Origin of the sequence: Pseudomonas sp. HMSC065H01 (assembly GCF_001815235.1) — a bacterium.
GTDB lineage: Bacteria > Pseudomonadota > Gammaproteobacteria > Pseudomonadales > Pseudomonadaceae > Pseudomonas > Pseudomonas aeruginosa.
Map to the genome: position 1 here is coordinate 40,794 of NZ_KV819897.1, position 22,283 is coordinate 63,076.

The following is a 22,283-nucleotide window of genomic DNA, read 5'->3' on the forward strand; positions in this document are numbered from 1 at the left end:
GGCGGGGAGGCGCGCGTCCGCCAGGGCGGCGCGCGCCCGGGGTCAGCGGAACAGGGAGTCGATGTAGGCGGCGCCGACGCCGATCTTGTCGTAGTGCTCACGGCACATCGCGATGTAGTCGTGGACGTCGAAGATGCCGTCCGCGTTGCCCTTCTCGTCGAGCCAGACCAGCGGTCCCTTGACGATGAAGAATGCACGCATCGGCTGCTCGTGCTCGTAGGCCACCAGGGTGTGGCCCTCGCCGGGCGTCTCGTAGACGAAGTCGCCGGCGGTGGCGGTCCAGTCGTGCTCCAGGTAGCCCCACTTGCCGCTGATGGTGTAGGCGAACACCTCGTGCGGGTGGTAGTGGCGGTTGACCAGGCCGGCGCTCGTCGCCATCAGGATGTCGCACCAGCGGTTTTCGCTTGGCGAGATCCACAGCGGACGCGACTTCACGGTCTCGGTGAAGGGCACGTAGAGGCGCTCGTCCTCGGTCGGCGCGTTGCGCAGGTAGACCTCGGGCTTGGCGTCCGGCTTGAAGCAGTCGGGAATCGGTTGCAGGTCTTTCCAGAATTCACGGGTGGCGAGTTCGGGCATGGGGCGGCCTCTGTCGTTGTTATCGTCGAGCCGACTCTAGCCATGGGCGGGCCTCCGGGTTTGACCCTGGCGGCCAGGAAGCTTGCGCTTTTCGGACATGGCCTGGCGCGACCCGCGACGCGCCGCCAAGCTGGCCTGCCCAGCGTCGGAGCCGGCTGGAGGGCGATTGACGGAGGAAAGGATTCAGATGTTAATGACGGGGTGCCAGGCGCCTCGCCGACCGACCGCGACAGGTCGGCGGAGCGGCCCGGCGCCTGGCCCCGGAGGCCTTGCCTGAGGTCCGGGAGGTCCACGCAGCGTTCGACGAGAAGAATAAAAATGCCCGCACATGCCTTGCTCGAAACCCGGCGGGCCAGCACCCAGGACATTCCCCTGGAGCAGCGGCTGGCGTTCTGGGAGGACTACAACGCTTCCATCCTGGTTGGCCTGAAATGTTCGTCGTATTCCCAGGCCGGCTTCGCCGCGACCCAGGACAACCTCTGCCTCGAACGCCTGCGGCTGGCCCGCATCGGCGGCAACGAGCACGTGGTGGAGCGCGACCGCTCGATGATCCGCGCAGTGCCCAAGGAGTCGATCTTCGTCTCTCTGGTGCAGGGCAGCCAGTCGTTCTTCTACCAGGACAACGGCTGCAACCTCCTGCAACCGGGCGAGCTGGTTATCTACCGGACCGACAAGCCCTACCTGTTCGGTTTTTCCGGACCGATGCGGCAGTTCATCTTCGACATTCCCCAGGACGATTTCGCCGAGCGCTGCCTGCGCGACTTCAAGGGACCGCTGAAGATCGGCGCGGAAAGCCCGGTGCAGCGCCTGCTGGTGCGGACCCTCGGCGAGCGTACCCGGGATTTCCTCGACAGCCCCCATGGCGAGGATGCCGAGCGCTACCAGGAGGAAGCCTACGACCTGCTGGCGAGCATCATCAGCGACCATGCCGGCGAGCACCGTGCCAGCGCCCTGGGCGCGTCCTACCTGCTGGCGGCCAAGCAGTACATCCAGCAGCACCTCGACGAACCCGCCCTGAGCTGCGAGCGGGTGGCCGCCGCCACTGGCGTCTCCAGCCGGCACCTGGCGCGGCTGTTCGCCCAGGAAGGCAGCTCGCCCGGGCGCTACCTGCAGGAGCGGCGCCTGGAGCGGGCCCGCCAGTTGCTCGCTTCGCCCCAGGGCCGGCGCCTGGATGTCGCCGAGGTCGCCTATCGCCACGGCTTCTCCAGCCAGGCGCATTTCGCCCGGGCCTTCAAGGCGCGCTACGGGATGACGCCGAGCGAGGCGCGTGGCCGCTAGACCCGACTACCGTACCTTTCCTCCTCCTACTGCCAAGGACCCGTTCCGTGACCGACAAGAAAGAGCAGATCGCCCGTTTCATCCAGCGCGAATTTCCCCAGACCCGGGTCGTGGTCGAAGCCGTCGGCGAGCGTAGCGCCACGGTCTGGCAGGCGGTCGACGCCAGCGACCTGCGCCCCGGCGGCACGGTCTCCGGGCCGACCCTGATGGCCATCGCCGATGTCGCGCTGTACGTGGCGGTACTGGGCGAGATCGGCATCGTCCCGCTGGCGGTGACCACCAGCCTGACCATCAACTTCCTGCGGCGTCCCGCGGCGGACCGCCGGGTGGTCGGCGAGTGCCGCCTGATGAAGGTCGGCAAGACCCTGGCGATGGGCGAGGTCTCGCTGTTCTCCGAAGGCGACGCGGAACCGGTCGCCCATGTGGTCGGCACCTACTCGATCCCGCCGGCGCACCGCCGCTGAGGGCGGCGCTCAGGCCACCCGGTGCGCCGCGCGCTGGCGCGCTTCCTCATCGGCGCGGCGCTTGAGGTAGGTGCGGGTGGCCACCGCCGGCGCGTCGCTGGCGACGGAGATCTCGTAGCTATCCTCATCGGCCTCCGCGAGTACCTTTTCCAGCGCGCCGAGGCCTTCCACGTCCTCGACGAAGGCGGCGAACAGTTGCTCGTGCATGAAAGCGCCGACGGTCTCGTCGTCCTGGGCGAAATCGCGTCCGTGGACGATGAAGTAGTGCATGCTGCCGTGGGTCTCCGGGGTGAGGATGTGCGCCGTGCGGATGTGGAATTCCGGTCGCCGCTCGGCGGGCAGGGCTGTGTCGTAGAAGGTCGCGCTGACCTGGTGCAGGCCTGGCGAGAGAAACTCCGAGGTGGTGATGCGCGCCGCCGTGGGACAGCCGTCGAGGCCGGTGGTGCGGCCCCAGACCGGCGACAGGGTGGTCGGCAGCACGTGCCGTACCAGCCGGTAGTGGCCTTCCTTCAGGTCCAGCTCATAGGGCGCCCCGGCGTAATCCGGGGTGCCGATGGTATTGGCGTGGAGGTAGGTGAGATGGGTCAGGTCCATCAGGTTCTCGTGCATGCTCACGTAGTTGCCCGGGTGTAGGAAGTAGCCCTTGGAGCAGGCCCAGCCCGGATCCTCCAGCCAGGGCCGCTGCGGCAGTCGCTTCGGGTCGGCCAGTCGCGGGTCGCCGAGCCAAATCCAGACCAGCGGGCCGCGCTCCAGAAGCGGGTAGTGACGGATGCCGACGCCGCGCGGACAGGCTTTCTGCGACGGTGTCTCGATCAACTCGCCCTGGCTGTCGTAGCGGAAACCGTGATAGCCGCAGACGATCCCGTCCCCCTCCAGGCGACTGCGCGATAGCGGGAAGGAGCGATGCGCGCAGCGGTCTTCCAGGGCTACCGCCTGGCCGGCGAGGGTGCGATAGAGCACCACGCGCTTGCCGAGCAGAGTGCGCGCGAGCAGTTCGCGGCCGACCTCCTCGGCGAAGGCGGCGACGTACCACTCGTTGAAGATGAACGACGTGTCGCGCGTGGCCATCTGCGCGGCGGCCTTGCGTGAACTGGCGATGAGATTGGCGTTGGGCAGGCTCATGAGGCGTCTCCGTGGTTGTTCTTCGGGGTCAGAGATCGAGTTCCAGGTAGTTGCCGCGGCAGCGTGATACGCAGATCAGCAAGGTTTCCCCGCTGGCCCGCTCGGTGTCGGAAAGCACATGGTCGAAGTGCTCCGGCTCGCCGGCGCAGACGCGTGTCTCGCAGGTCCTGCATATCCCGGCGCGGCAGGCGTAGGGAGGCTCCAGGCCCTGTTCCTCGAGGACTTCGAGGATGCTCTGGTGGCTTTCGACGCGCAGGCTCAGGGCGCTGCGGCGCAACTCCAGGCGGAAGGCGTCGGTGCCGCCGGACGAGGACGCCGGCGCTACTGGAGCGTCGAAGCGTTCGAAGTGCAGGCGTTCCGCGCAGCCGCTCCCGGCGTCGCGGATGGCCTGCATCAACCCGTCGGGTCCGCAGCAGTAGAGTTCTTCGTCGGCACCTAGGCCGGCGATCAGCGCGGTACTGTCGAGTGGGTCGCCTTCGTCGCTGCAATGCAGCCGCGTCCGTTCGCCACCGAGCGTCATCAGTTCGGCGAGGAAGGCTGCGCGCTGGCGTTCGCGGACCGCATACAGTAGGCGCCAGTCCTTGCCCTGCGCCTGGCACCAGCGAACCATCGAGAGAATCGGGGTGATGCCGATGCCGCCAGCGACGAAACAGTAGCGCGCGGCGTCTTCGCGCAGCATGAAGTGGTTGCGCGGTGCCGCCGCGTGCAGGCGGTCGCCCGTGCGCAGTTGGCGGTGGATGAAGCGGGCGCCGCCACGGCTGTCGTCGCCAAGGCCTATCGCCAGTTGGTAGCGCAGGCGTTCGCGGCAGTCGTTGAGCAGGGAGTAGTGGCGGATCAGGCCGTTGCCCAGGTGAAGCTCCAGATGCGCGCCGGGGGTGAAGGCCGGCAGTTCGGTGCCGTCCATGGCGGCCAGCTCGACCAGCACCACGTCGCGCGCAACAGCGCGGAAATCGGTGACCTGCAGGTGCAGGCGGGAGGAAGGCGATGCGCTCATTGTCGGGGGTTCCTTCGGCAGACATGCAGCGAGGCTAGCGCTCCTCCAGTGCCGGCCTGTCCCCCCAGAGGTGGACAGCGGGTTTACCGGCGTCCGTCGCGGTTGCTAACGTGTCGGTCGAGGCCTGGACAGGACCTGCCCTTCCTCACCCATTACAACAAGAACAACGATGCGTGCCCGCCACCATGATCAGCTTCTGGAATGCCCCGCCGGGGTCGCCGTCGGCGGACCTGCGCCCCTTCGTCGAGCTGGCCTGCGCCTTGGGTGGCGAAGGCTTCCCCGCCGCTCTGCTGGAAACCCTTGGCCATTGGGTTGCCGCCCGTCATTTCAACGTGCTGCGCATCGGTGCACCGCGCCCCGAACTGCTCCTGGCCGGCACTCGCCATCGCGACGCGCAACTAGTGTGGCGCTGCTGGCAGGCCTATTCGCGGTACTACCACAGCCATGACCCGCTGTTCCTGCGCATGCAGCGCCAGCGCCGCGGCCCGATGCCGCTGCTGGGCCACCTGCTGGCCGAGGACATCGAGTTCGATGCTTACCGCGAGGCGATCTATCGGGACAATGGCCTGAGCGAGCGGCTGTCGAGCCTGCATTGGGACGAGGAAGGCCGGCCGCTGCTGTTCAATCTCTACCGGCACCGCGAGGACGGCTATTTCAGCGAGCGCGAGATCGCCGCCTTCGAGCAGTGGGTGCCGGCCCTGCTGCAACTGCTGAGGGGGCACCTGGCCTTGCGCCGGGGACGCAGCGCGACCGACGAGTGGCGGCTGGCGCTGTTGCACCGGGCGACGGACCTGACACCCCAGGAGCTGGCGGTCTGCCTGCACCTGCTGCGCGGGTTGAGCCATGCCGGTATCGCCGCCGAGCTGGGGCTCAAGGAAAGCACGGTGAAAACCTACCGCAACCGCGCCTTTGCCCGCCTGGACATCCATTTTCGCAGCCAGCTTTTCGCCCTGGTGCAGGGCTGAGGAGGGCCGGACGCCGCCTGTGGGGCGGCTCCGGAGAGAGGGGTCAGGCGGCTCGGCAGGCTCGCTGCAGGCGATGGAAGCTGCGGCTGAAGTAGACCAGGCCGTCGCCCTGTTCGAGGACCTGGATGTCCTCCAGTTCCAGCAACAGCACCGAGTGGGTGCCGATCTCCTGGACCTCGGCGATGCGTCCCTGCAGGTTGGCCAGGGCGCCGTGCAGCACCGGCAACCCGGCGAGGCCCTCGCGCCAGTCATGGAGGGCGAAGCGGCGTTCCATCGGGACCTCGGTCATGCCGGCGAAGTGGCGGGCCACCTCTTCGTGTTCGCCGCTGAGGACGTTCACGCAGAGTCGACCGTTGGCCTTGAACACCGTGTTCATCTCGCTGTTGCGGTTGATGCAGAGCATCAGCGTCGGCGGGCTGTCGGTGACCGAGCAGACCGCGGTGGCGGTGATCCCGCAGCGTCCGGCCGGGCCGTTGCTGGTGATCACGTTGACCGCCGCCGAAAGATGCGCCATGGCGTTGCGGAAGGCTTGTTGCCTGGGTTCGAGCTGGGACATGGGAATAACCTCCGGACGCGACGCGGGCGTCATTGGCGGATGCGGTCGAGCACGTTGATGTCGTCCGGGTTGTGCAGGTGCGGCACGGTCCAGCCGTTCTCGTCGTAGTCGCCCATGCACTGCTCGACCATGCCGAGCATGCCCTTCATCGCCCCGCTGCCGACCGCCTGGCGCAGGGCCTGCATGCGGATCTCGTCCTGGCTGCCGGCGTAGTTGATCTCGTACAGCTCGTGGCGGCCGCCGAACTCGCTGCCGATGGCGTCCCAGAGCAGCTTGAGGATCTTGATCCGCTCCCGGTGGCCCATGCCGCCGGAGCCGCGGCAATAGGTGGAGAGGTACTTGTCGAGTTGCGGATTGTGCAGGTCGCGAACGCCGGAGGGCAGGTAGATCAGGCCGCTGGCGACCACCTGCTCGATGGTCTTCTTGATCTCCGGGTAGGCCTGCGGCGCCAGCACGCGGTAGGCCTGCAGGGCCTCGGCGCTGGGCAGGAAGGCGCCGCCGTGCCATTCGCTGGCGTTGCCGTACATGGCGTCGGTCAGCGACCAGAACAGGTTGCGCCAGGCCACCACTTCGCCGACCTGCGCCTGCACGCCGCGGAACTCCAGGGAGCCGGTGCATTGCAGGGCCTTGTAGAGGGCGCCGGTGATGAAGTCGAGCTTGACCGCCAGACGGGTGCAGCCCTGCATCGGGAACAGCCGGCCGAAGCCACCCTGGGGGAACCACTGCTTGCAGCGCTCGAAGTCGCGGTAGATCAGTACGTTCTCCCAGGGGATGAACACCTTGTCCATCACCAGGATCGCGTCGTTCTCGTCGAAACGGCTGGACAGCGGGTAGTCGAACGGCGATCCGGCGATACCCGCCACCAGTTCGTAGGAGGGGCGGCAGATCAGCTTCATGCCGGGGGTGTTCATCGGCGCGATGAACATCAGGGCGAAGTCGGTGTTGTCGCCGAGCAGTTGCGCCGAACCCTGGCCGACGAAGTTGTAGTGGGTCAGCGCGGAATTCGTGGCGACCACCTTGGCGCCGCTGACGACGATGCCGCCGTCGATTTCCTCGTCCACCGAGATGAACACGTCCTTGACCTGGTCCACCGGCTTGTCGCGGTCGATCGGCGGGTTGACGATGGCATGGTTGAGGTACAGGCAGGCTTCCTGGATGCGCTTGTACCAGGTTTTCGCGTTGTCCTCGAAACGCCCGTAGAAGCCCGGGTTGGCGCCGAGGGCGCTGCCGAAGGCGGCCTTGTAGTCCGGGGTGCGGCCCATCCAGCCGTAGGTCAGCCGCGACCACTCGGCGATGGCGTCGCGCTGCTGGCGCAGTTCGTCGGCGCTGCGCGCGTAGCGGAAGAACTTGTGGGTATAGCCGCCGTTGCCGGTATCGGTCTCCCAGCAGAGCTTTTCCTTGCTCTGCGGATCGTGCAGGGCGTCGTAGAGCCGGGCCATGGAGGCGGCCGCGTTGCGGAAGGCGGGGTGGCTGGTGACGTCCTTGACGCGGTCGCCGTAGATGTAGATCTCACGGTCGTCGCGCAGGCTGGCGAGGTACTCCTCGCCGGTGAACGGACGGGTGGCAGAGGCACGGAAATCTTCGGGTTTCATCATCGTCTCCAGTCATTGTTGTTATCTGCGCGAGAGCGCCTGGAGGGGATGATGGGACGGGGGCGGAGCGAGCTGAATGGCTTTTCCGGGGAATGAATTGCACTTTCCATGGCCCCGCGTGACGCCCGGCGCCCGGCCGCGAAGGGCGGCCGGGTGGCGGCGCGTTCAGCTTTCGGCGGGCTGCCAGGCAATCTCCAGGCTTTCGCTGTTGGCCATGCGTTGCAGGTGATCGGCGACCACGTTCTGCATGTGGGCGAGGCTGTCCTCGTCGGGGCTGTTGAGAATCATCAGGACATGGTCGGGGTGGGCGAGCAGCTCGCAGTTGGAGTCGCCGAAGTCGATGAAGCCGCGCTCGGGTGTGAGTTCGACTTCGAACTTGTGGCCCCAGTGCTTGCACAGGCGATTGACGTAGCGTGCCGCCGATTCGGTACGGACATGGGAGGTGGAGCGGAACATGAAGCGAATCCTCTCGGTTGGGGATTTCCGATACTAACCTGCTGAGAGTCATTCTTATTCATCCATTTTGCAGGGGCTTTCGATAATCGCCCGGCAAATGGTCGGCCCTTGTCCGTGGGACAGGGCGAGCGCCCTACCGGAGCCGGCGGAAGTGTTTGCCGGATACGTCGGAAGGCGCTCTCTCTGGAGGGAGAGGGCGAACGCCAGCGGCTTCAGGCCAGCCCGCTGTTTTCCGGCAGCAACGCGCCGCCATCCACAACCAGGGTCTGCCCGGTGATGTAGCTCGCCTCGTCGGAGGCGAGGAAGAGCATGGCGTGGGCGATGTCCAGCGGCTGGCCGACACGCCCGAGGGGGATGTGCGCGGCCAGCGCGGCGGCGTCGCCGAGGCTGCCCAGCGCCGGAGTCGCGACCAGGCCGGGCTCGACGCCGTTGACGGTGATGCCGTCGCCGGCCAGCTCCAGCGCGGCGGCGCGGATGAAACCGTTGACCCCGGCCTTGCTCGCCGCATAGTGCGAGAGCCCAGGGATCGCCGTGCGCGGGCCGGTCACCGAGGAGGTCACCAGGACGCGCCCGGCCACGCTGCGGCGCAGGGCGGGAAGGGCGGCCTGGGTCAGCCGGAAGCAGCTTTTCAGGTTCACCGCCAGGGTCCGTTCCAGGGTGCCTTCGTCCAGTTCCGCGAGGGCGCACTGGGGAAAGGCAGCGGCGTTGTGCAGGAGGATGTCCAACTGGCCGAAGCGCTCCAGGGTCGCGCTCACCGCTCGTCTCGCGGCGTCGTACTCGCTCAGGTCGACGGCCAGCAGTTCGGCCGTGCCTCCGCCCAGGCGGATCGCCTCCAGGACGGCCTGGCCGCGGCTGGCGGTACGCGTCGCCAGCAGAACCCTGGCGCCTTCGGCGGCGAAGCATTCGGCGATGGCCCGGCCGATGCCCTGGCCGGCGCCGGTGACCAGTGCGACGCGGTTCTCCAAGCGCCTCACGATGGGCGCTCCAGCAGTTCGCCCAGGCAATCGCGGAGCAGGCGGTCGTGCAGTTCGACGTCCTCCGCGCGGGTCGCCGGGCAGGTCAGCGCCATGTTGTGGAATGGCGTCAAGAGCACGCCGCGGTTGAGCAGGTAGAGGTGCAGGCAGGCCTCGACCAGGCCGTTGCGTGCGTGGTGGGCCTCGCCGCCGTTGCGCGGGGCGTGGGTCATGAACAGGTACTCGACGCGCGCGCCGATGCGCGTCACGTGCCAGGGCAGGCGCAGTTCCTCGAGCGTCGCGCGGACGCCCGCCTCGAGCTGCGCGGCGAGCTGGAACATGTGCCGATAGGCGTCCTCCGTCATCACTTCGGCGAAGGTCGCGCGCATCGCCGCCAGTTGCAGCGCGTTGCCGGCCAGGGTGCCGCCAAAGCCGAAATGGTTGATCGCCTGCCCCGGTCGGAAGTGCGGCAGTACCGCCCAGATCCGCTCCGCCTGCGCCTGGCTGCATCCCCAGACGGCGCTGGGAATGCCGCCGGCGATGCATTTGCCGAGGACGAAGAAGTCCGGCTCGAGGCCATGCGCGCCGCTATAGCCGGCGGGACCGCAGGAGATGGTGTGGGTCTCGTCGATGATCAGCGCCACGTCGTGGCGGCGGGTCAGTTCGCGCAGGCCGGCGTGGAAGCCTTCGGCCGGCGGGACCATGCCGACGTTGGTCATGAAGGGTTCGGTGAGCACCGCGGCGACGTCGCCATGGGCGAGGGCGGCCTCCAGCGCGTCGGGGTCGTTGAACTCCACCAGGCGGGTGGTGGCGTCGTGGCGTACGCCATTGGGGTGAACGCCCGCGCGCGGAACCATGCGCCCGGCGGCGTCGAATTCCACCTGCGATTCGTCGACGCTGCCGTGGTAGTTGCAGTTGAACACCACCACCTTGTCACGTCCGCTGAGCATCCGGCACAGGCGCAGGACGAAACGGTTGGCGTCGGTGGCCGAGGTGGTCACCTGCCAATAGGGCAGGCCGAAGCGCCGCGCCAGTTCGGCGCCGACCCACAGGCTGTCCTCGGTCGGCAGCATCAGGGTCGAGCCGCGCCGCGCCTGGCGGGCGATGGCGTCGGCCACCGCCGGTTGGGCGTGGCCGAACATGGCGCCGCTATCGCCGAGGGCGAAGTCGACGTACTGCTGGCCGTCGATGTCGGTGACGCGCGCGCCCTGGGCCTCCTTCACCAGCAGCGGGCAGTTGCCCGGCCACTGTTGCATCCAGTGCAACGGTGCGCCGTACAGCCAGTGGCGGCGGTTTTCCCGGTAGGCCTGGGCGGAGCGCGGATGCAGTTCGTCGAAGCGTCGCAGCTCGCGCTTGAACAGCGCTTCGACGCGGGCCAGGTCGAGGCCGAAGGTGGTGTCCATGGGCGTCCTCACAGGTCGTGGCGGGTCTGGTTGAGCACCTGGGCCAGGGCGCCGACCGGGAAGTTAACCGGGGTGGCGAAGTCGTCGTCCTGGTAGCCGAAGATCTTGCCGTCGGTGCGCCCGGCTTCCAGGTCGATCAGCAGCACGCCGAGGGTCGGCACGATCTTCTCGCGCCAGACGAACAGGTACAGGCGTTCGGCCAGTCGGTAGCAGTGGCAGCGGTCGGTATCGGCCAGCCCTCGCTCGGCGCCGCGCAGGCATTGCCAGGTGTAGAAGTCGGGATTGAGGTAGACGTGTTCGTAGGCCTCGCTGGCGCTGTAGACGTAGCGGTTGCGCAGGCCGACCAACTCGTCGCTGGGGACGTGCGGGCAGGCGCCGGGCTGCCACGGGCGGTCGAGGCTGCCATGCAGGAACTCGGCCTCGACGCCGGTCAGTTCCCGGCCGGCCAGGGCCCGGGAGAACAGACCCTGTTCGCAGGCCGTGCGGTCGGGCAGATGGCCGAGCACCGCGGTGAACGCCTGGTTGTCGAAGTCCAGCACCAGGCTGACCGAGACCGGCCGGCCGTTTTCCTGCTTGAGGAAATCCACCAGGTAAAGGTTCTCCCGCAGTGAACTGGCGCGGTAGTCCGACTCGCCGCTGGCACTGCCGTCGGCCAGGCGCCAGCGCAGGCGCTGCGAGTCGAAGGCATGTTCGATGACCCAGCCGTTGGCGAAGTGCAGGACCCGTTCGAGCCCGGCGAGATCGCCGCAGGCGGGAAGGACGTGGTTGTCCGGAGCGAAGCCGTCGGCCAGGGCGCCGACGGTGATCCATCCGGAATGCGAGTGGGCGGACATAGGGTTCTCCTCGTCGTGGGAAACCCATGCTGGCCTGTCTTCGAGTATCCCGATATCGACCGGATGGTTGATAGGTCGATATGCCACGGAAATAGCACGGAGCGGCGAAGGGAAAGTTATCGAAGATGAAGTATTAGATGGGTTTTCGTTTCTTCTTTTTTGGTTTTTTAGTTAATGGGTTCCTGTTCTTCTATAAGTATTTTCTGAATGTATTCTTATGTACCTATTGGCTGTTATCGGAAATGGACTACATATGTTTTCGTATGATTATTATTTTTAAATCCTGTCTTTCTTTCTAGTATTTGGGTCTGCGTTTATCAGGGCGCAATCTTCGGCTGTCGCGTAATGGTCGGAGGCGCTCTAGGCGGCCGTCCCGGTTGCGCGCAAAGGCTTGGCTACCTTGGCCGGTTCGTACTGCATCGGCTCTCCAGGGAGCAGCCAGGATGTTCCACAACTCCAAAGGAAATCAGATGAACAAGTTCAAACGTGCAATTCTTGCGCCCCTCGTTGCGTCGGGCACCCTTCTCGCGCTGATGTCCCCCGTGGCCCATGCGGTCGATGGGATCGTCAACTTCTCGGGCAACATCACCGACGTCGCGTGCGATATCAACGGCCAGGCGCCGGGTGCGGGCAACGTCACCAACGTCGACCTGGGTATCGTGGCGCCGACCCATTTCACCGCCGTCGGAACCAACTCCACTTTCCAGGAGTTCGATCTGGTCCTCTCCGGTGCCGGCTGCACCAATGACAAGAAGGTTTCCATCGCCTTCGATACGGTCACCAACGTCGACCGTATCAGCGGCAACCTGATGCTGATGGGGCCGTCGAAAGCCAAGGGCGTGCAGATCCAGATCTTCAACAATTCGGCGGCCAACACCACGAAGATCCCGCTGGGCTTGGTCGAGGCCGCCCCGCAGAAGGCAACCATCGACAAGAACACGGCGACCCTGAAGTACAAGGCCTCCTATGTGTCCACCGAGAAGACCGTGATCGCGGGTACCGGCCTGTCCCATATCCGCTACCTCCTGGCGTACGAGTAAGCGGCGGTCGACGGACGAAGAGGTGAGGCCATGGCGCCGCTAATGCATCGTTTTCATTCTTTCGTGGCGGCAAGCGCCGTGGCCATCGCCCTGTGCGCCGGAACGGCTCATGCCGGGCTGATCGCACAGGGCACTCGCGTCGTCTTTCCGGCCAGCGAGCGCGAGGTCACCTTGCGGGTCAGCAATACGTCCGGCACTCCCGTGCTGGCGCAAGCCTGGATCGACGATGGCCGGCAGGACGTTCCCCCCGAGGAACTGCAGGTCCCCTTCAGCGTCACGCCGGCCGTGACGCGAGTGGACCCCAATGGCGGCGCCGTATTGCGCATCGCCTACCTGAAGGCCCCGTTGCCGACGGATCGCGAATCGCTGTTCTGGCTGAATATCCTGGAAGTTCCGCCCAGGGACGAAGACGAAAACAATGCATTGCAGTTTTCCTTTCGTTCGCGCTTCAAGCTCTTCTTTCGACCCAGCCAGTTGAAGAGTGTCGATTCGGCTGCCGGGAAACTTCAATGGAAGTTTCTGGAGTCAGGGGGAGCAGGAAAAAAGACCGTAGTACAGGTAAATAATCCGACGCCTTACTACGTTTCGTTCGCCAGCGTCGAATTGATTGTCGATGGCCGTGTCATGTCCGTGGGAAAGGGAATGGTCGCGCCATTCTCGACGAAGGAGTTCGACTGGCAGGGAAATCCGAAGAACATGGAAGCCGCTTCCGTCAGATACGAAGTCATCAACGATTACGGTGGCCGCAATACCCTCGATAGGGCACTCGGCAAATAACCCCTCCGTTTCCCCGCTTTTTACTTACGGCCCGACATATGAGTGGCGATTTTAAAATCGCTGCAGGGATTACATATGCCCAAAGTTTCTCTTCATAGGTGCTTGTCCGCTCCCGCTTACGGTGGGCAGGTCGCCCTGTTGCGAATGGCGATACAGGGAGGGATCGCCGTTCGTTCCCTGCGATTCGCCTGTCTGCTGGCACTGTTTCCTTCGCTGTCCTCCTGCCAGTCCTGGTCCTCCGTCGGCACCGCCGGCGTAGCCGGGGCGAAGGCGAAGGAGGCCAGGACGGGAGCACCGGCGAAACAGCCGCAGGCGCCCGCGGCGGCCGTTGCGTCACCGGCCGGTGGGTTGGACGCACCGTCGCGGCGGATCGTCTTCGACGCGCAGATGCTGGCCCTGGGGCCGGGCGGACGCTCGATCGATACGTCGCGTTTCGAGCGTGGCGACGTCATCGAGCCAGGCCGCTATCGCCTCGACCTGCTGCTCAACAGCCGATGGCGTGGCGTCGAGGAAGTCGAGCTGCGCCGCCAGCCGGGGCGGGAAAGCGCGGTCTTCTGCTACGACCGGGGCCTGCTGGAGCGGGCGGGCATCGACCTGGAGAAGAGCGCGCGTGGCCAGGACCGTTCCTCGGCTCGCGATCCTCTGCCCGAAGGTTTGCACTGCGACCCGCTCGAGCGCTATGTGCCGGGGGCCCGGGTCAAGCTCGATATCGCCGAGCAGTCGGTCTATGTCTCGGTGCCCAGCTATTACCTGAGCCTGGATTCTTCGAAGACCTATGTCGATCCGGCGAGCTGGGACAGCGGCATTTCCGCCGCCTTGCTCAACTACAACAGCAATCTCCACGTCAGGGAAAACCACGGCAGGAGCGCCACCAGCGGCTATGCCGGGATGAACGCCGGCTTCAATTTCGGGCGGGCGCGCCTGCGCCACAACGGCACGGCCACCTGGTCGCGCCGCATGGGCAGCCACTACCAGCGCAGCGCCACCTATGTGCAGACCGACCTGCCGGCCTGGCGTGCGCAGTTGTTGCTGGGAGAAAACTCCACCAGCAGCGAGTTCTTCGATGCGGTGTCCTTCCGTGGCGTGCAGCTTTCCAGCGATGACCGGATGCTGCCGGATTCGCTGCGCTATTACGCTCCGGTGGTCCGTGGGACCGCCAGTACCAATGCGCGGGTATCGGTCTACCAGCGCGGCTACCTCATCTACGAAACCACGGTGGCACCCGGGGCGTTCGCTCTCGACGAACTGCAGACCGCCAGCTATGGCGGGGACCTGGAAGTGCGGGTGACCGAAGCCAGCGGGGAAGTCCGCAGTTTCATCGTGCCGTTCGCCACCACCGTGCAACTGCTGCGCCCCGGAACCACGCGCTACAGCCTGACGGCCGGGCGGCTCAACGATCCCAGCCTGGAGCGTCGGCCGAACATGCTGCAGGGCGTCTACCAGCGCGGCCTGGGCAACGACGTCACCGCATACGCGGGCGGGGCCTTCACCGGCAGCTACATGTCCGGATTGATGGGCGCGGCGCTGAACACGCCGGTGGGCGGATTCTCCGGTGACGTGACGCTGGCGCGTACCGAGGTTCCCGGCGGCGACCGCCTTAGCGGCTCCAGTTACCGCCTCGCCTACAGCAAGAACCTGCCGAACACCGGCACCAACTTTTCGCTGCTCGCCTATCGCTACTCCACCGGCGGCTATCTCGGCCTGCGCGACGCGGCCTTCATGCAGGACCGGGTAGAGCGAGGCGAGCCGCTGGAGTCGTTCTCGCGCTTGCGCAATCGTCTCGACGCCAACATCAGCCAGCAACTGGGCAACGGCGGCAACCTTTACCTGAACGGCTCCTCGCAGCGCTACTGGAGCGGCGGCGGGCGGGCGGTCAACTTCTCCGTCGGCTACAGCAACCAGTGGCGCGACGTCAGCTACTCCATTTCCGCGCAACGCCTGCGCAGCCAGTACGAAGGCTTTTCCAGCGGTGACAGGCGCGGCGAGACCAGCACGCTGTTCAGCCTGAACCTGTCCATTCCGCTCGGCGGCGCTGGACGCGGGTCGCCGACCCTGAGCAGCTACCTGACCCGCGACAGCAACAGCGGAACCCAGCTCACCAGCGGGGTTTCCGGCATGCTGGGCAAGCGTGGCGAGGCCTCCTACTCGCTGTCGGCCTCCCATGACCGCGACAGCCGGCAGACCTCGAAGAGCGCCAGCCTCGACTATCGACTGCCGCAGGTCGAACTCGGCTCCAGCCTCTCGCAGGGACCGGGCTATCGGCAGTTGTCGGTCAAGGCCGCGGGGGGCCTGGTCGCGCACAGCGGCGGGATCACCGCGGCACAAACCCTGGGCGAGACGATCGGCCTGGTCCACGCGCCAAATGCCAGGGGCGCGGCTGCCGGCTACTCGGGAAGCCGGATCGACCGCCACGGCTATGCGGTGATTCCCAACCTGCTGCCCTACCAGTTGAACAGCGTCGACCTCGACCCCAACGGCATGGCCGACGAGATCGAACTGAGGTCCAGTTCGCGCAACGTGGCGCCCACCGCCGGAGCGGTGGTGCGCCTCGACTATCCGACGCGGGTGGCAAGGCCCTTGCTGGTGGATAGCCGGATGCCCAGCGGCGAGCCCCTGCCGTTCGCCGCGGAAGTGCTCGATGCCCACAGCGGGCAGTCGGTGGGCGCCGTCGGCCAGGGCAGCCGCCTGGTGCTGCGGGTCGAGCAGGATCGCGGCTCGGTTCGGGTGCGCTGGGGCAACGAGCCGCAGCAGCAGTGCCTGGTCGACTATGCGCTGGGCCCGCGCGAGACGACGCCTCCCGTCCTGCAACTGGCATGTCGCCCGGCGTCGGCCGCCGACCGGGAGCGCACGCTGTGACCGGCGTCGGCCTGGGACGATGCAGCACGGCCTGGGTCCTGCTGGTGGCGCTGGTGGCCGATGCCTCCGCCTCGCTGTCCGTGATCGGGACCCGTTTCATCTATCCGGCGGGCGTTTCCGCGCTGACGATCCGCGTCGGTAACGTCGGGACGCGCCCGGCCCTGGTCCAGACCTGGCTCGATCGCGGCGACGAGACGGCGGACCCGAGCGCTGTCACGGTGCCGTTCATCCTGTCGCCGCCGCTGTTGCGTATGGACCCGCAGGAGACCCAGGCGCTCCAGCTTCGCCATACCGGCGAGCCGCTGCCGGACGACCGGGAATCGCTGTTCTGGGTCAACCTGCTGGAGGTGCCGGGGCGGGAGGACGGCAGCGGCAACCTGCTGCTGGTGAGCTACCGCCTGCGGATGAAGCTCCTGTTCCGTCCGCAGGGTCTGGCCGGCGATCCGCGAGCCGCCGCGCGCCAGGTCGTCTGGCGCCTGCGTCCGGCGGTACGGCCGGGGCAGCGGGCGCTGCTGGAGGCGGACAACCGCAGTCCCTATCACGTTTCCCTGGTGCGCCTGGAGCTGGGCGAGGGCGACCTCGCCATGTCCCTCGGCAGCGTCACCCTGCCGCCTTTCGCCCTTACCCCGTTGAGTCTGCCGGCCGTGCCCGGCGAGGCGGCGCGGGTCCATTTCGATGCGGTGGGGGATGACGGCCAGATCGAGCGTGGCGACGCGCCGGCAGAGAGATACCCGTAGGAGTTCGGCAGGGCCCGGGGAGTTGGGCTCCTGCCGTAGCACGGCCCTGCGAATAGGTCGCGGGGTTTCACTGGAGGAAGGAAGCACATGAACAAATGCTATGCACTGGTCTGGAACGTATCCCAGGGCTGCTGGAACGTCGTCAGCGAAGGCAGTCGCAGGCGCGGCAAGCCCGCCGGCGCCAAGGCGGCGATCGCCTCCGCCCTGGCCCTGCTGGGCGCCACGGCCCTGGCTCCGGCCTATGCGCTGCCAAGCGGGGGAACGGTGGTCGGCGGGAGCGCGAACGGGGAGATACACCTGTCGGGCGGCAACAGCCTGTCGGTCAACCAGAAGGTCGACAAGCTCATCGCCAACTGGGATTCCTTCAGCGTTGCCGCCGGCGAGCGGGTGATCTTCAACCAGCCGAGCAGTAGCTCGATCGCCCTGAATCGGGTGATCGGCACCAAGGCCAGCGATATCCAGGGTCGGATCGATGCCAACGGCCAGGTCTTCCTGGTCAACCCCAACGGCGTGCTCTTCGGTCGCGGTGCCCAGGTCAATGTCGGCGGCCTGGTGGCTTCCACGCTGGACATCACGGATGCCGAGTTCAACGGCAACTCCTCCAGATACCGTTTCACGGGTCCCTCTACCAACGGTGTCCTCAACCACGGGGGCGCCATCACCGCGGCAGAAGGCGGCAGCATCGCCCTGCTGGGCGCGCAGGTCGACAACCGCGGGACGGTCCTGGCGCAGATGGGCGGTGTCGGGCTCGGCGCGGGCAGCGACCTGACGCTGAATTTCGACGGCAACAAGCTGCTCGACATCCGCGTCGACGCCGGGGTCGCCAATGCGCTGGCAAGCAACGGCGGCCTGCTCAAGGCCGACGGGGGGCGAGTCCTGATGGCGGCCAGGACCGCCAATGCGCTGCTCAACACGGTGGTGAACTCCCAGGGTGCCATCGAGGCCCGTTCGCTGCGCGGCAAGAACGGGCGGATCGTGCTCGATGGCGGCCCGGACGGCAAGGTCATGGTGGGAGGCGCCTTGTCCGCCAATGCGCTGAAAGGTCCGGGGCACGGCGGCACGGTCGAGGTCCGGGGGCAGGCGGTGGAAGTGGCCCTGGGCACTCAGGTGAACACGCTCGCCAGCAATGGCCTCAACGGCACCTGGAAGATTGCCGCCGACAAGATCGACGTGCGCCCGTCGGCGGTGTCGGATGGCGTCACCGTTCATGCCGACACCCTGTCGCGGAACCTGGCGAGCACCAATATCGAACTGGTTTCGACCAAGGGCGACCTGGACCTCGACGGCTCGGTGAGCTGGGCATCGGGCAACCGGCTGGGGCTGGGCTCCGCGGCCGACCTGACGTTGAATGGCAGGCTGAATGCCAGTGGCGCCAAGGCTGGGCTGGAGCTGAAGGCCGAAGGCGCTATCGATATCAATGACAAGATCGTTCTCGGCGGGGCTGGCAGCGCGCTGGCCATGGATGCCGGCGAAGGCCACCGGGTGAACGGCACGGCGTCGGTCTCCCTGGCCGGGGCCAACGCGACCTACGTCTCCGGTGGCTATTACTACACGGTGGTGCAGAACCTGGCGCAGTTGCAGGCGATCAACAAGAACCTGGACGGCCTGTACGTGCTCGGCGGCAATATCCTGGGCGGCAGCTATTACTGCACGGCGCTGCAATCCATCGGCGGGCCCGCCGGCGTTTTCAGCGGCACCCTGGACGGTCTCGGCAACAGCATCGGCAATCTCTCGATCAGCAACACCGGGCCGAATGTCGGGCTGTTCGCCCGCTCCTCGGGCACCCTGAGCAACCTGAAGCTGAACAACCTGCGGGTATCCGATAACACCTACGGCTCCGGACCGTCTTCGCTCGGCGCCCTGGTCGGGATCAACAGCGGCCGCATCGCCAACGTCAGCGCCAGCGGGGTCTCGGTCGTCGGCAGCCGACTGCGCTCCAACGCACTGGGCGGCCTGGTCGGGCGCAATATCAGCGGGCAGATCGCGAACGCATCCGTCAGCGGCGGCGTCACCGGTTATGCGGCGAGCACGGCGGTCGGCGGTCTGGTGGGGGAGAACTTCACCACTGCCTGGGGGCCGGAGGCGGTCATCGAGAACGCCCACAGCAACGTCCATGTGGCTGCACAGTCCACCGAGCGCAACAGCCTGGGCGGCGTCGGCGGCCTGGTCGGACTGAATGCGAAGGGCATGATCAGGGCGTCCGGCAGCCAGGGGAAGGTCGAGACCTACCGGCCCGGCCTGAACGTCGGCGGCCTGGTCGGCTACAACATGTTCGGCCACGTCTCCGATAGTAGCGCCAGCGGCCAGGTGGAGGCCAGCGGCGCGGGGAATACCGGCGGGCTGGTCGGCCTGAGTTCCGGCGGCGAGATATTCCGCTCGCAGGCGAGCGGGTCGGTGTACAGCAAGGGCGGCCTGGCGACCGGCGGGCTGATCGGCAAGGCAGAAGGCAACGGCATGCTCGGAAACCTGAAAGCCAGCGGCAGCGTCACGGACCAGGGCGGCGCGGATCTGGGCGGGCTGGTCGGCAACAATAGCCAGAGCGCCATCGAGACCGCCGAGGCGACGGGCAAGGTCAGCGGCGGCAGCAACAGTCGCGTCGGCGGGCTGATTGGACACAACCTCGGCGGTTCCGTCGCCCATGCGATCTCGCGCGGCGACGTGAGCGGCGGGTTCAACAGCCTGGTGGGCGGGCTCGTCGGCCACAACGGCGGCGAACTGGTCAACGTGGATACCAGCGGCAGGGTCAGCGCCGCTGCGAGTGCGTCGGTTGGCGGCCTGGTCGGCAGCAACGCCGGTTCGATCCTGTCGGCGCGCAGCAGCAGTACCGTCAACAGCGGCGGGCGCAGCCGCATCGGCGGCCTGGTCGGCGAGAACCAGATCCAGGGACGCATCGTTTCGTCCATGTCGGAAGGCACCGTCAGTGGCGACTACTACGTCTCCATGGGCGGGCTGGCCGGCGTCAACCTGGGATCGATCGAGTACTCCGGCGTCAGCGGCAAGATCGACTTCAAGCCTCAGTCCCATTACGGCCAGATCTACGGTGCGCAGGTCGGCGAGAACCATGGGGTCCTGGGCGGCAACTACGTGATCGGCGAGGCGGCGCTCCTGCCGCCTGCCGGTATCGACTACGGCAACATCTGGTAAGGCCGGCAGGGGAGGTCCCTGGCGGACCTCCCTTCCCGGCCGGGGCCGCTCTCGCCTGGAGTGTGGCCCTCTTCCGCAGGCGCAATCTTGGAGAGTTCCATGAGCATGAGGTTATTTCCCGGCCGCGTTTCCCTGCGCCGCCGGCCTGGCGCGCAGGCTCGGCAGGCGCTCGTTCTCGGCCTCTGCTGCCTGACCGGCGGCCAGGCCTGGGCCCTGAACGAGGTCGCCCTGAACTGCTCGTTCGGCAATGGCAAAGGCTTGCCCTGGCGTGTGGTGAACGAGCTGACCAGCGGCACGGCGAAAGGCACGGTGCTGTTCGCCAGGCCGGTGAGCCTGTTCCTGAACTACAAGCCCCAGGCTTCCCAGGAGGCGCATGAGCTGGTCATCGGGGGGAACTGGTCCGGGGTGGGCTTTCCGGGGCCTTACGGCACGGTGGCGTCCGACGTCAAAGGCATCGGCTATCGGATCTCGGTGGATGCCCAGGACGGCGTCAAGCGGGTGATTCCGGTCGACAACCAGCCCCATGCGCTGGACAAGCGAGTCACGAGCTTTTCCGGAAGCACGACCAGCGACTACCTACAGGAACTGGTCCTGACGGTCGACCCCGGCGAGTTGCCTGCCGGCGACCTGAAGGTAACCAGCGTATCCGGCAGCGCCACCCTGAATCTCTGGGCGGTGGACAGGCTGAAGGGCGAAGCGTCCATCGGCAGCGTCCTGGCGGTGCCTGCGGACAACTACCCCACCGGGGTTTGCCGAAAGCCCTATTCGCTGATCGGCCCGGCCTCCATCGGGATCGGCGGCGGTCCCCCGCCGCCGCCGATCCCGAAGAAATGCAAGGTCGAGGTGGGACGGGAAATCAACGTCAAACTGGGTAGCGTCGCGTTGAAGAACTTCCCGCGGGTCAACGACACCTCCACGGAGCGCTCCTTCGATATCTCTCTCAGCGAGTGTGCGGCGCTGGCCAAGCCGGAAATCGCTTTCCGCGACAAGTATGTCTCGGCGCAGCAAGCGGACCCGACGATCCTCAGCTTGAAGAGCGGCGGCGCGGCGGGGTTCGGCATCGTCGTGAAGAACGGCCTGGACCAGCAGCGGATACGTTTCGACGGCACGCCCTACCCGATGCGGCGTGTCGGCGACAGCGCCGACCTCCCGCTGAGTGCCGCCTACATCCGTATCGGCGCGGAGGGCGAATTGAAGGCCGGGGTCGCCGACGGCGCCGCCGAGTTCACGTTTACCTTCCCCTGAGCGGCGCCGCCGCTCTTTCCCCGGCGTTTCCCGCCCCGCCTCGGGAAGCGCCGTCGGCCGCTTTCGCGCCAGCCCTCGCGAAGGCTCGGCCCCTCACCTCCAGTGGTTGCAGATCGCCGAAGGCGCTCTGCATATCGCTCCGCTGCTCGTCCTGGGTCTCGTGCGCACATGCCATTCCCGCACACGGAATACCGATATTGCGTATGGGCGAAGGCTTTCTGAGGGATATGCAAGTTTCCTCGGTAGGATTTCGCGCAAATAAACGAACGCTATTTTCCAGGCGATAGTTTCAGCTTGTCGCGGAACTCTTTTTTCAAACTTTTTGCTGCTCTGGCTTGTCCGTTTCGTATTTCATCGTTTTTCATAAGTGTCTACGTAGACGTTTTTCGGGGGCTGTTTCAAGTGTCTTTGTTGTTAGTTTACGAGGCGAAAAAATAGTAGTTTTACTATATTAAATATCGTCGGTTTCACTAGAAAATACACATGTTCACTTTGAACCGGGGCAGTGGCGTCGGCGGATTCCGGACCGCGCTTTCCTCCTTGCCGGCCGAGCGGCGGCCGCCTGCCTGCGGCAGGCATGACCGAGACCACAGGTTTCCTGGTAACGCTTTCGCCTGCCGTGTACCGCTTAAGGAGACGCAAGGATGTCCCTACATCGCATTCGCGTAATGGTTGCGGATGATCATCCCGCCATTTCGCTGGGTATTTCCTACGAACTGAGTCAGTGCGGTTCTTTGGAGATGCTCGGTCAAGTTTCCAATTCTACCGAGTTGATCGGCCGGCTCGACGAAGGCGACTGCGATGTCGTTATCGTCGACTATACGATGCCGGGCGGGAAATATGGCGATGGACTGGCATTGTTGTCATTGCTGCGGCGACGTTATCCGCATCTGCAATTGGTTGTCTTTACCATGCTGAACAATCCGGGCCTTATCCGGGCCATTCTCAAGCAGGGTATCAATTGCATCCTCAGCAAGTCCGACTCGACCAGTCACCTGCTGGCGGCGGTGAGCGCGGCCTATTCGCGAAACCAGTATTTCTCGCCGTCGATCAGGGACATCTTCGTCAACCAGGTGCTTTCCTCGCACAACGAACGGCTGACGCCCCGGGAGGCGGAAATCGTCCGTCTGTTCGGCTCCGGACTGACCATCACCGAGATCGCCGAGCGCTCGCATCGCAGCGTGCAGACCATCAGTACGCAGAAGGTCAGTGCCATGAAGAAGCTCGGCATCAAGCGCGATGCCGACCTCATCAGGTATGCGGCCGAGGGCTATTGCCGGATGCCCTGACGG

General features: G+C 66.2%; 19 protein-coding genes. 10 read left to right on the plus strand and 9 right to left on the minus strand.

Annotated elements, in window-relative coordinates; translation table 11 throughout:
- Positions 1 to 42: 42 nt before the first annotated feature.
- Positions 43 to 576: a 2,4'-dihydroxyacetophenone dioxygenase family protein gene (locus tag HMPREF3014_RS18100; protein WP_003113028.1), complete on the minus strand. Its 534-nt coding sequence runs from the start codon at positions 574 to 576 to the stop codon at positions 43 to 45.
- Positions 577 to 894: 318 nt separating this feature from the next.
- Between HMPREF3014_RS18100 and HMPREF3014_RS18105 the strand changes: the two genes are divergently transcribed.
- Both HMPREF3014_RS18105 and HMPREF3014_RS18110 read left to right on the plus strand, forming a co-directional pair.
- Positions 895 to 1,854 (plus strand): helix-turn-helix domain-containing protein, encoded by a 960-nt coding sequence (locus tag HMPREF3014_RS18105; RefSeq protein ID WP_003093398.1) that lies wholly within the window; start codon positions 895 to 897, stop codon positions 1,852 to 1,854.
- 47 nt (positions 1,855 to 1,901) lie between these two features.
- Positions 1,902 to 2,318: a PaaI family thioesterase gene (locus HMPREF3014_RS18110; protein WP_003454227.1), complete on the plus strand. Its 417-nt coding sequence runs from the start codon at positions 1,902 to 1,904 to the stop codon at positions 2,316 to 2,318.
- Positions 2,319 to 2,327: 9 nt separating this feature from the next.
- Here the strand turns inward: HMPREF3014_RS18110 and HMPREF3014_RS18115 are convergent, their stop codons facing one another.
- Positions 2,328 to 3,440 carry a Rieske 2Fe-2S domain-containing protein gene (locus HMPREF3014_RS18115; protein WP_003119104.1) on the minus strand — a complete coding sequence of 371 codons (1,113 nt, stop codon included), beginning with the start codon at positions 3,438 to 3,440 and terminating at the stop codon, positions 2,328 to 2,330.
- Positions 3,441 to 3,468: 28 nt separating this feature from the next.
- Positions 3,469 to 4,434: a PDR/VanB family oxidoreductase gene (locus HMPREF3014_RS18120; protein ID WP_009877061.1), complete on the minus strand. Its 966-nt coding sequence runs from the start codon at positions 4,432 to 4,434 to the stop codon at positions 3,469 to 3,471.
- A 173-nt stretch (positions 4,435 to 4,607) separates the two neighbouring features.
- Here HMPREF3014_RS18120 and HMPREF3014_RS18125 point away from each other — a divergent pair, with 173 nt between their 5' ends.
- Positions 4,608 to 5,399, plus strand: a complete 792-nt coding sequence (locus HMPREF3014_RS18125; RefSeq protein ID WP_225037660.1) for a helix-turn-helix transcriptional regulator — start codon at positions 4,608 to 4,610, stop codon at positions 5,397 to 5,399.
- Between the two features lie 43 nt (positions 5,400 to 5,442).
- Here HMPREF3014_RS18125 and hpaC read toward each other — a convergent pair whose 3' ends face one another.
- The 6 genes from hpaC to HMPREF3014_RS18155 form a co-directional block, all read right to left on the minus strand.
- Positions 5,443 to 5,955, minus strand: coding sequence for a 4-hydroxyphenylacetate 3-monooxygenase, reductase component (gene hpaC / locus HMPREF3014_RS18130; protein ID WP_003093392.1), 513 nt, complete (start codon positions 5,953 to 5,955; stop codon positions 5,443 to 5,445).
- A 29-nt stretch (positions 5,956 to 5,984) separates the two neighbouring features.
- Entirely contained in the window at positions 5,985 to 7,547 is a 1,563-nt protein-coding gene (hpaB, locus tag HMPREF3014_RS18135; RefSeq protein ID WP_023086985.1) for a 4-hydroxyphenylacetate 3-monooxygenase, oxygenase component, read from the minus strand.
- 165 nt (positions 7,548 to 7,712) lie between these two features.
- On the minus strand, positions 7,713 to 8,003 hold the full coding sequence (locus HMPREF3014_RS18140; RefSeq protein ID WP_003093387.1) for a DUF2218 domain-containing protein: 291 nt from the start codon (positions 8,001 to 8,003) through the stop codon (positions 7,713 to 7,715).
- Between the two features lie 212 nt (positions 8,004 to 8,215).
- Positions 8,216 to 8,977, minus strand: coding sequence for an SDR family oxidoreductase (locus tag HMPREF3014_RS18145; RefSeq protein ID WP_023086986.1), 762 nt, complete (start codon positions 8,975 to 8,977; stop codon positions 8,216 to 8,218).
- The gene (locus HMPREF3014_RS18150; protein WP_023086987.1) at positions 8,974 to 10,359 is read right to left on the minus strand and encodes an aspartate aminotransferase family protein; all 1,386 of its coding nucleotides are present in this window, start codon (positions 10,357 to 10,359) and stop codon (positions 8,974 to 8,976) included. The genes HMPREF3014_RS18145 and HMPREF3014_RS18150 overlap by 4 nt, the downstream gene beginning before the upstream one ends.
- An 8-nt stretch (positions 10,360 to 10,367) precedes the next feature.
- A complete protein-coding gene (locus tag HMPREF3014_RS18155; RefSeq protein WP_003111033.1) occupies positions 10,368 to 11,192 on the minus strand; it encodes a molybdenum cofactor biosynthesis F family protein in 825 nt (274 codons plus the stop codon).
- Positions 11,193 to 11,662: 470 nt separating this feature from the next.
- Here HMPREF3014_RS18155 and HMPREF3014_RS18160 point away from each other — a divergent pair, with 470 nt between their 5' ends.
- From HMPREF3014_RS18160 to HMPREF3014_RS18190, 7 genes are all read left to right on the plus strand, one after another.
- A complete protein-coding gene (locus tag HMPREF3014_RS18160; RefSeq protein ID WP_003111034.1) occupies positions 11,663 to 12,232 on the plus strand; it encodes a fimbrial protein in 570 nt (189 codons plus the stop codon).
- 30 nt (positions 12,233 to 12,262) lie between these two features.
- Positions 12,263 to 13,009 carry a molecular chaperone CupB2 gene (gene cupB2 / locus HMPREF3014_RS18165; protein WP_003093375.1) on the plus strand — a complete coding sequence of 249 codons (747 nt, stop codon included), beginning with the start codon at positions 12,263 to 12,265 and terminating at the stop codon, positions 13,007 to 13,009.
- Between the two features lie 387 nt (positions 13,010 to 13,396).
- Positions 13,397 to 15,865, plus strand: a complete 2,469-nt coding sequence (gene cupB3 / locus HMPREF3014_RS18170) for a fimbrial biogenesis outer membrane usher protein CupB3 (protein ID WP_014833886.1) — start codon at positions 13,397 to 13,399, stop codon at positions 15,863 to 15,865.
- Positions 15,862 to 16,602 carry a fimbrial biogenesis chaperone gene (locus tag HMPREF3014_RS18175; protein WP_023086989.1) on the plus strand — a complete coding sequence of 247 codons (741 nt, stop codon included), beginning with the start codon at positions 15,862 to 15,864 and terminating at the stop codon, positions 16,600 to 16,602. The genes cupB3 and HMPREF3014_RS18175 overlap by 4 nt, the downstream gene beginning before the upstream one ends.
- A gap of 87 nt (positions 16,603 to 16,689) precedes the next feature.
- Positions 16,690 to 19,746, plus strand: a complete 3,057-nt coding sequence (locus HMPREF3014_RS18180) for a two-partner secretion domain-containing protein (RefSeq protein WP_023086990.1) — start codon at positions 16,690 to 16,692, stop codon at positions 19,744 to 19,746.
- Between the two features lie 99 nt (positions 19,747 to 19,845).
- A complete protein-coding gene (locus tag HMPREF3014_RS18185) occupies positions 19,846 to 20,991 on the plus strand; it encodes a fimbrial protein (protein WP_003158814.1) in 1,146 nt (381 codons plus the stop codon).
- Positions 20,992 to 21,635: 644 nt separating this feature from the next.
- Positions 21,636 to 22,280, plus strand: a complete 645-nt coding sequence (locus HMPREF3014_RS18190) for a response regulator (protein WP_003093364.1) — start codon at positions 21,636 to 21,638, stop codon at positions 22,278 to 22,280.
- The last annotated feature ends 3 nt before the right edge of the window (positions 22,281 to 22,283 follow it).

Coding starts and splice junctions, on each gene's coding strand:
- HMPREF3014_RS18100 (WP_003113028.1), bottom strand. CDS start 576: ATGCCCGAACTCGCCACCCGTGAATTCTGGAAAGACCTGCAACCGATT.
- HMPREF3014_RS18105 (WP_003093398.1), top strand. CDS start 895: ATGCCCGCACATGCCTTGCTCGAAACCCGGCGGGCCAGCACCCAGGAC.
- HMPREF3014_RS18115 (WP_003119104.1), bottom strand. CDS start 3,440: ATGAGCCTGCCCAACGCCAATCTCATCGCCAGTTCACGCAAGGCCGCC.
- HMPREF3014_RS18120 (WP_009877061.1), bottom strand. CDS start 4,434: ATGAGCGCATCGCCTTCCTCCCGCCTGCACCTGCAGGTCACCGATTTC.
- hpaC (WP_003093392.1), bottom strand. CDS start 5,955: ATGTCCCAGCTCGAACCCAGGCAACAAGCCTTCCGCAACGCCATGGCG.
- hpaB (WP_023086985.1), bottom strand. CDS start 7,547: ATGAAACCCGAAGATTTCCGTGCCTCTGCCACCCGTCCGTTCACCGGC.
- HMPREF3014_RS18140 (WP_003093387.1), bottom strand. CDS start 8,003: ATGTTCCGCTCCACCTCCCATGTCCGTACCGAATCGGCGGCACGCTAC.
- HMPREF3014_RS18150 (WP_023086987.1), bottom strand. CDS start 10,359: ATGGACACCACCTTCGGCCTCGACCTGGCCCGCGTCGAAGCGCTGTTC.
- HMPREF3014_RS18155 (WP_003111033.1), bottom strand. CDS start 11,192: ATGTCCGCCCACTCGCATTCCGGATGGATCACCGTCGGCGCCCTGGCC.
- HMPREF3014_RS18160 (WP_003111034.1), top strand. CDS start 11,663: ATGAACAAGTTCAAACGTGCAATTCTTGCGCCCCTCGTTGCGTCGGGC.
- cupB2 (WP_003093375.1), top strand. CDS start 12,263: ATGGCGCCGCTAATGCATCGTTTTCATTCTTTCGTGGCGGCAAGCGCC.
- cupB3 (WP_014833886.1), top strand. CDS start 13,397: ATGCTGGCCCTGGGGCCGGGCGGACGCTCGATCGATACGTCGCGTTTC.
- HMPREF3014_RS18180 (WP_023086990.1), top strand. CDS start 16,690: ATGAACAAATGCTATGCACTGGTCTGGAACGTATCCCAGGGCTGCTGG.
- HMPREF3014_RS18185 (WP_003158814.1), top strand. CDS start 19,846: ATGAGCATGAGGTTATTTCCCGGCCGCGTTTCCCTGCGCCGCCGGCCT.
- HMPREF3014_RS18190 (WP_003093364.1), top strand. CDS start 21,636: ATGTCCCTACATCGCATTCGCGTAATGGTTGCGGATGATCATCCCGCC.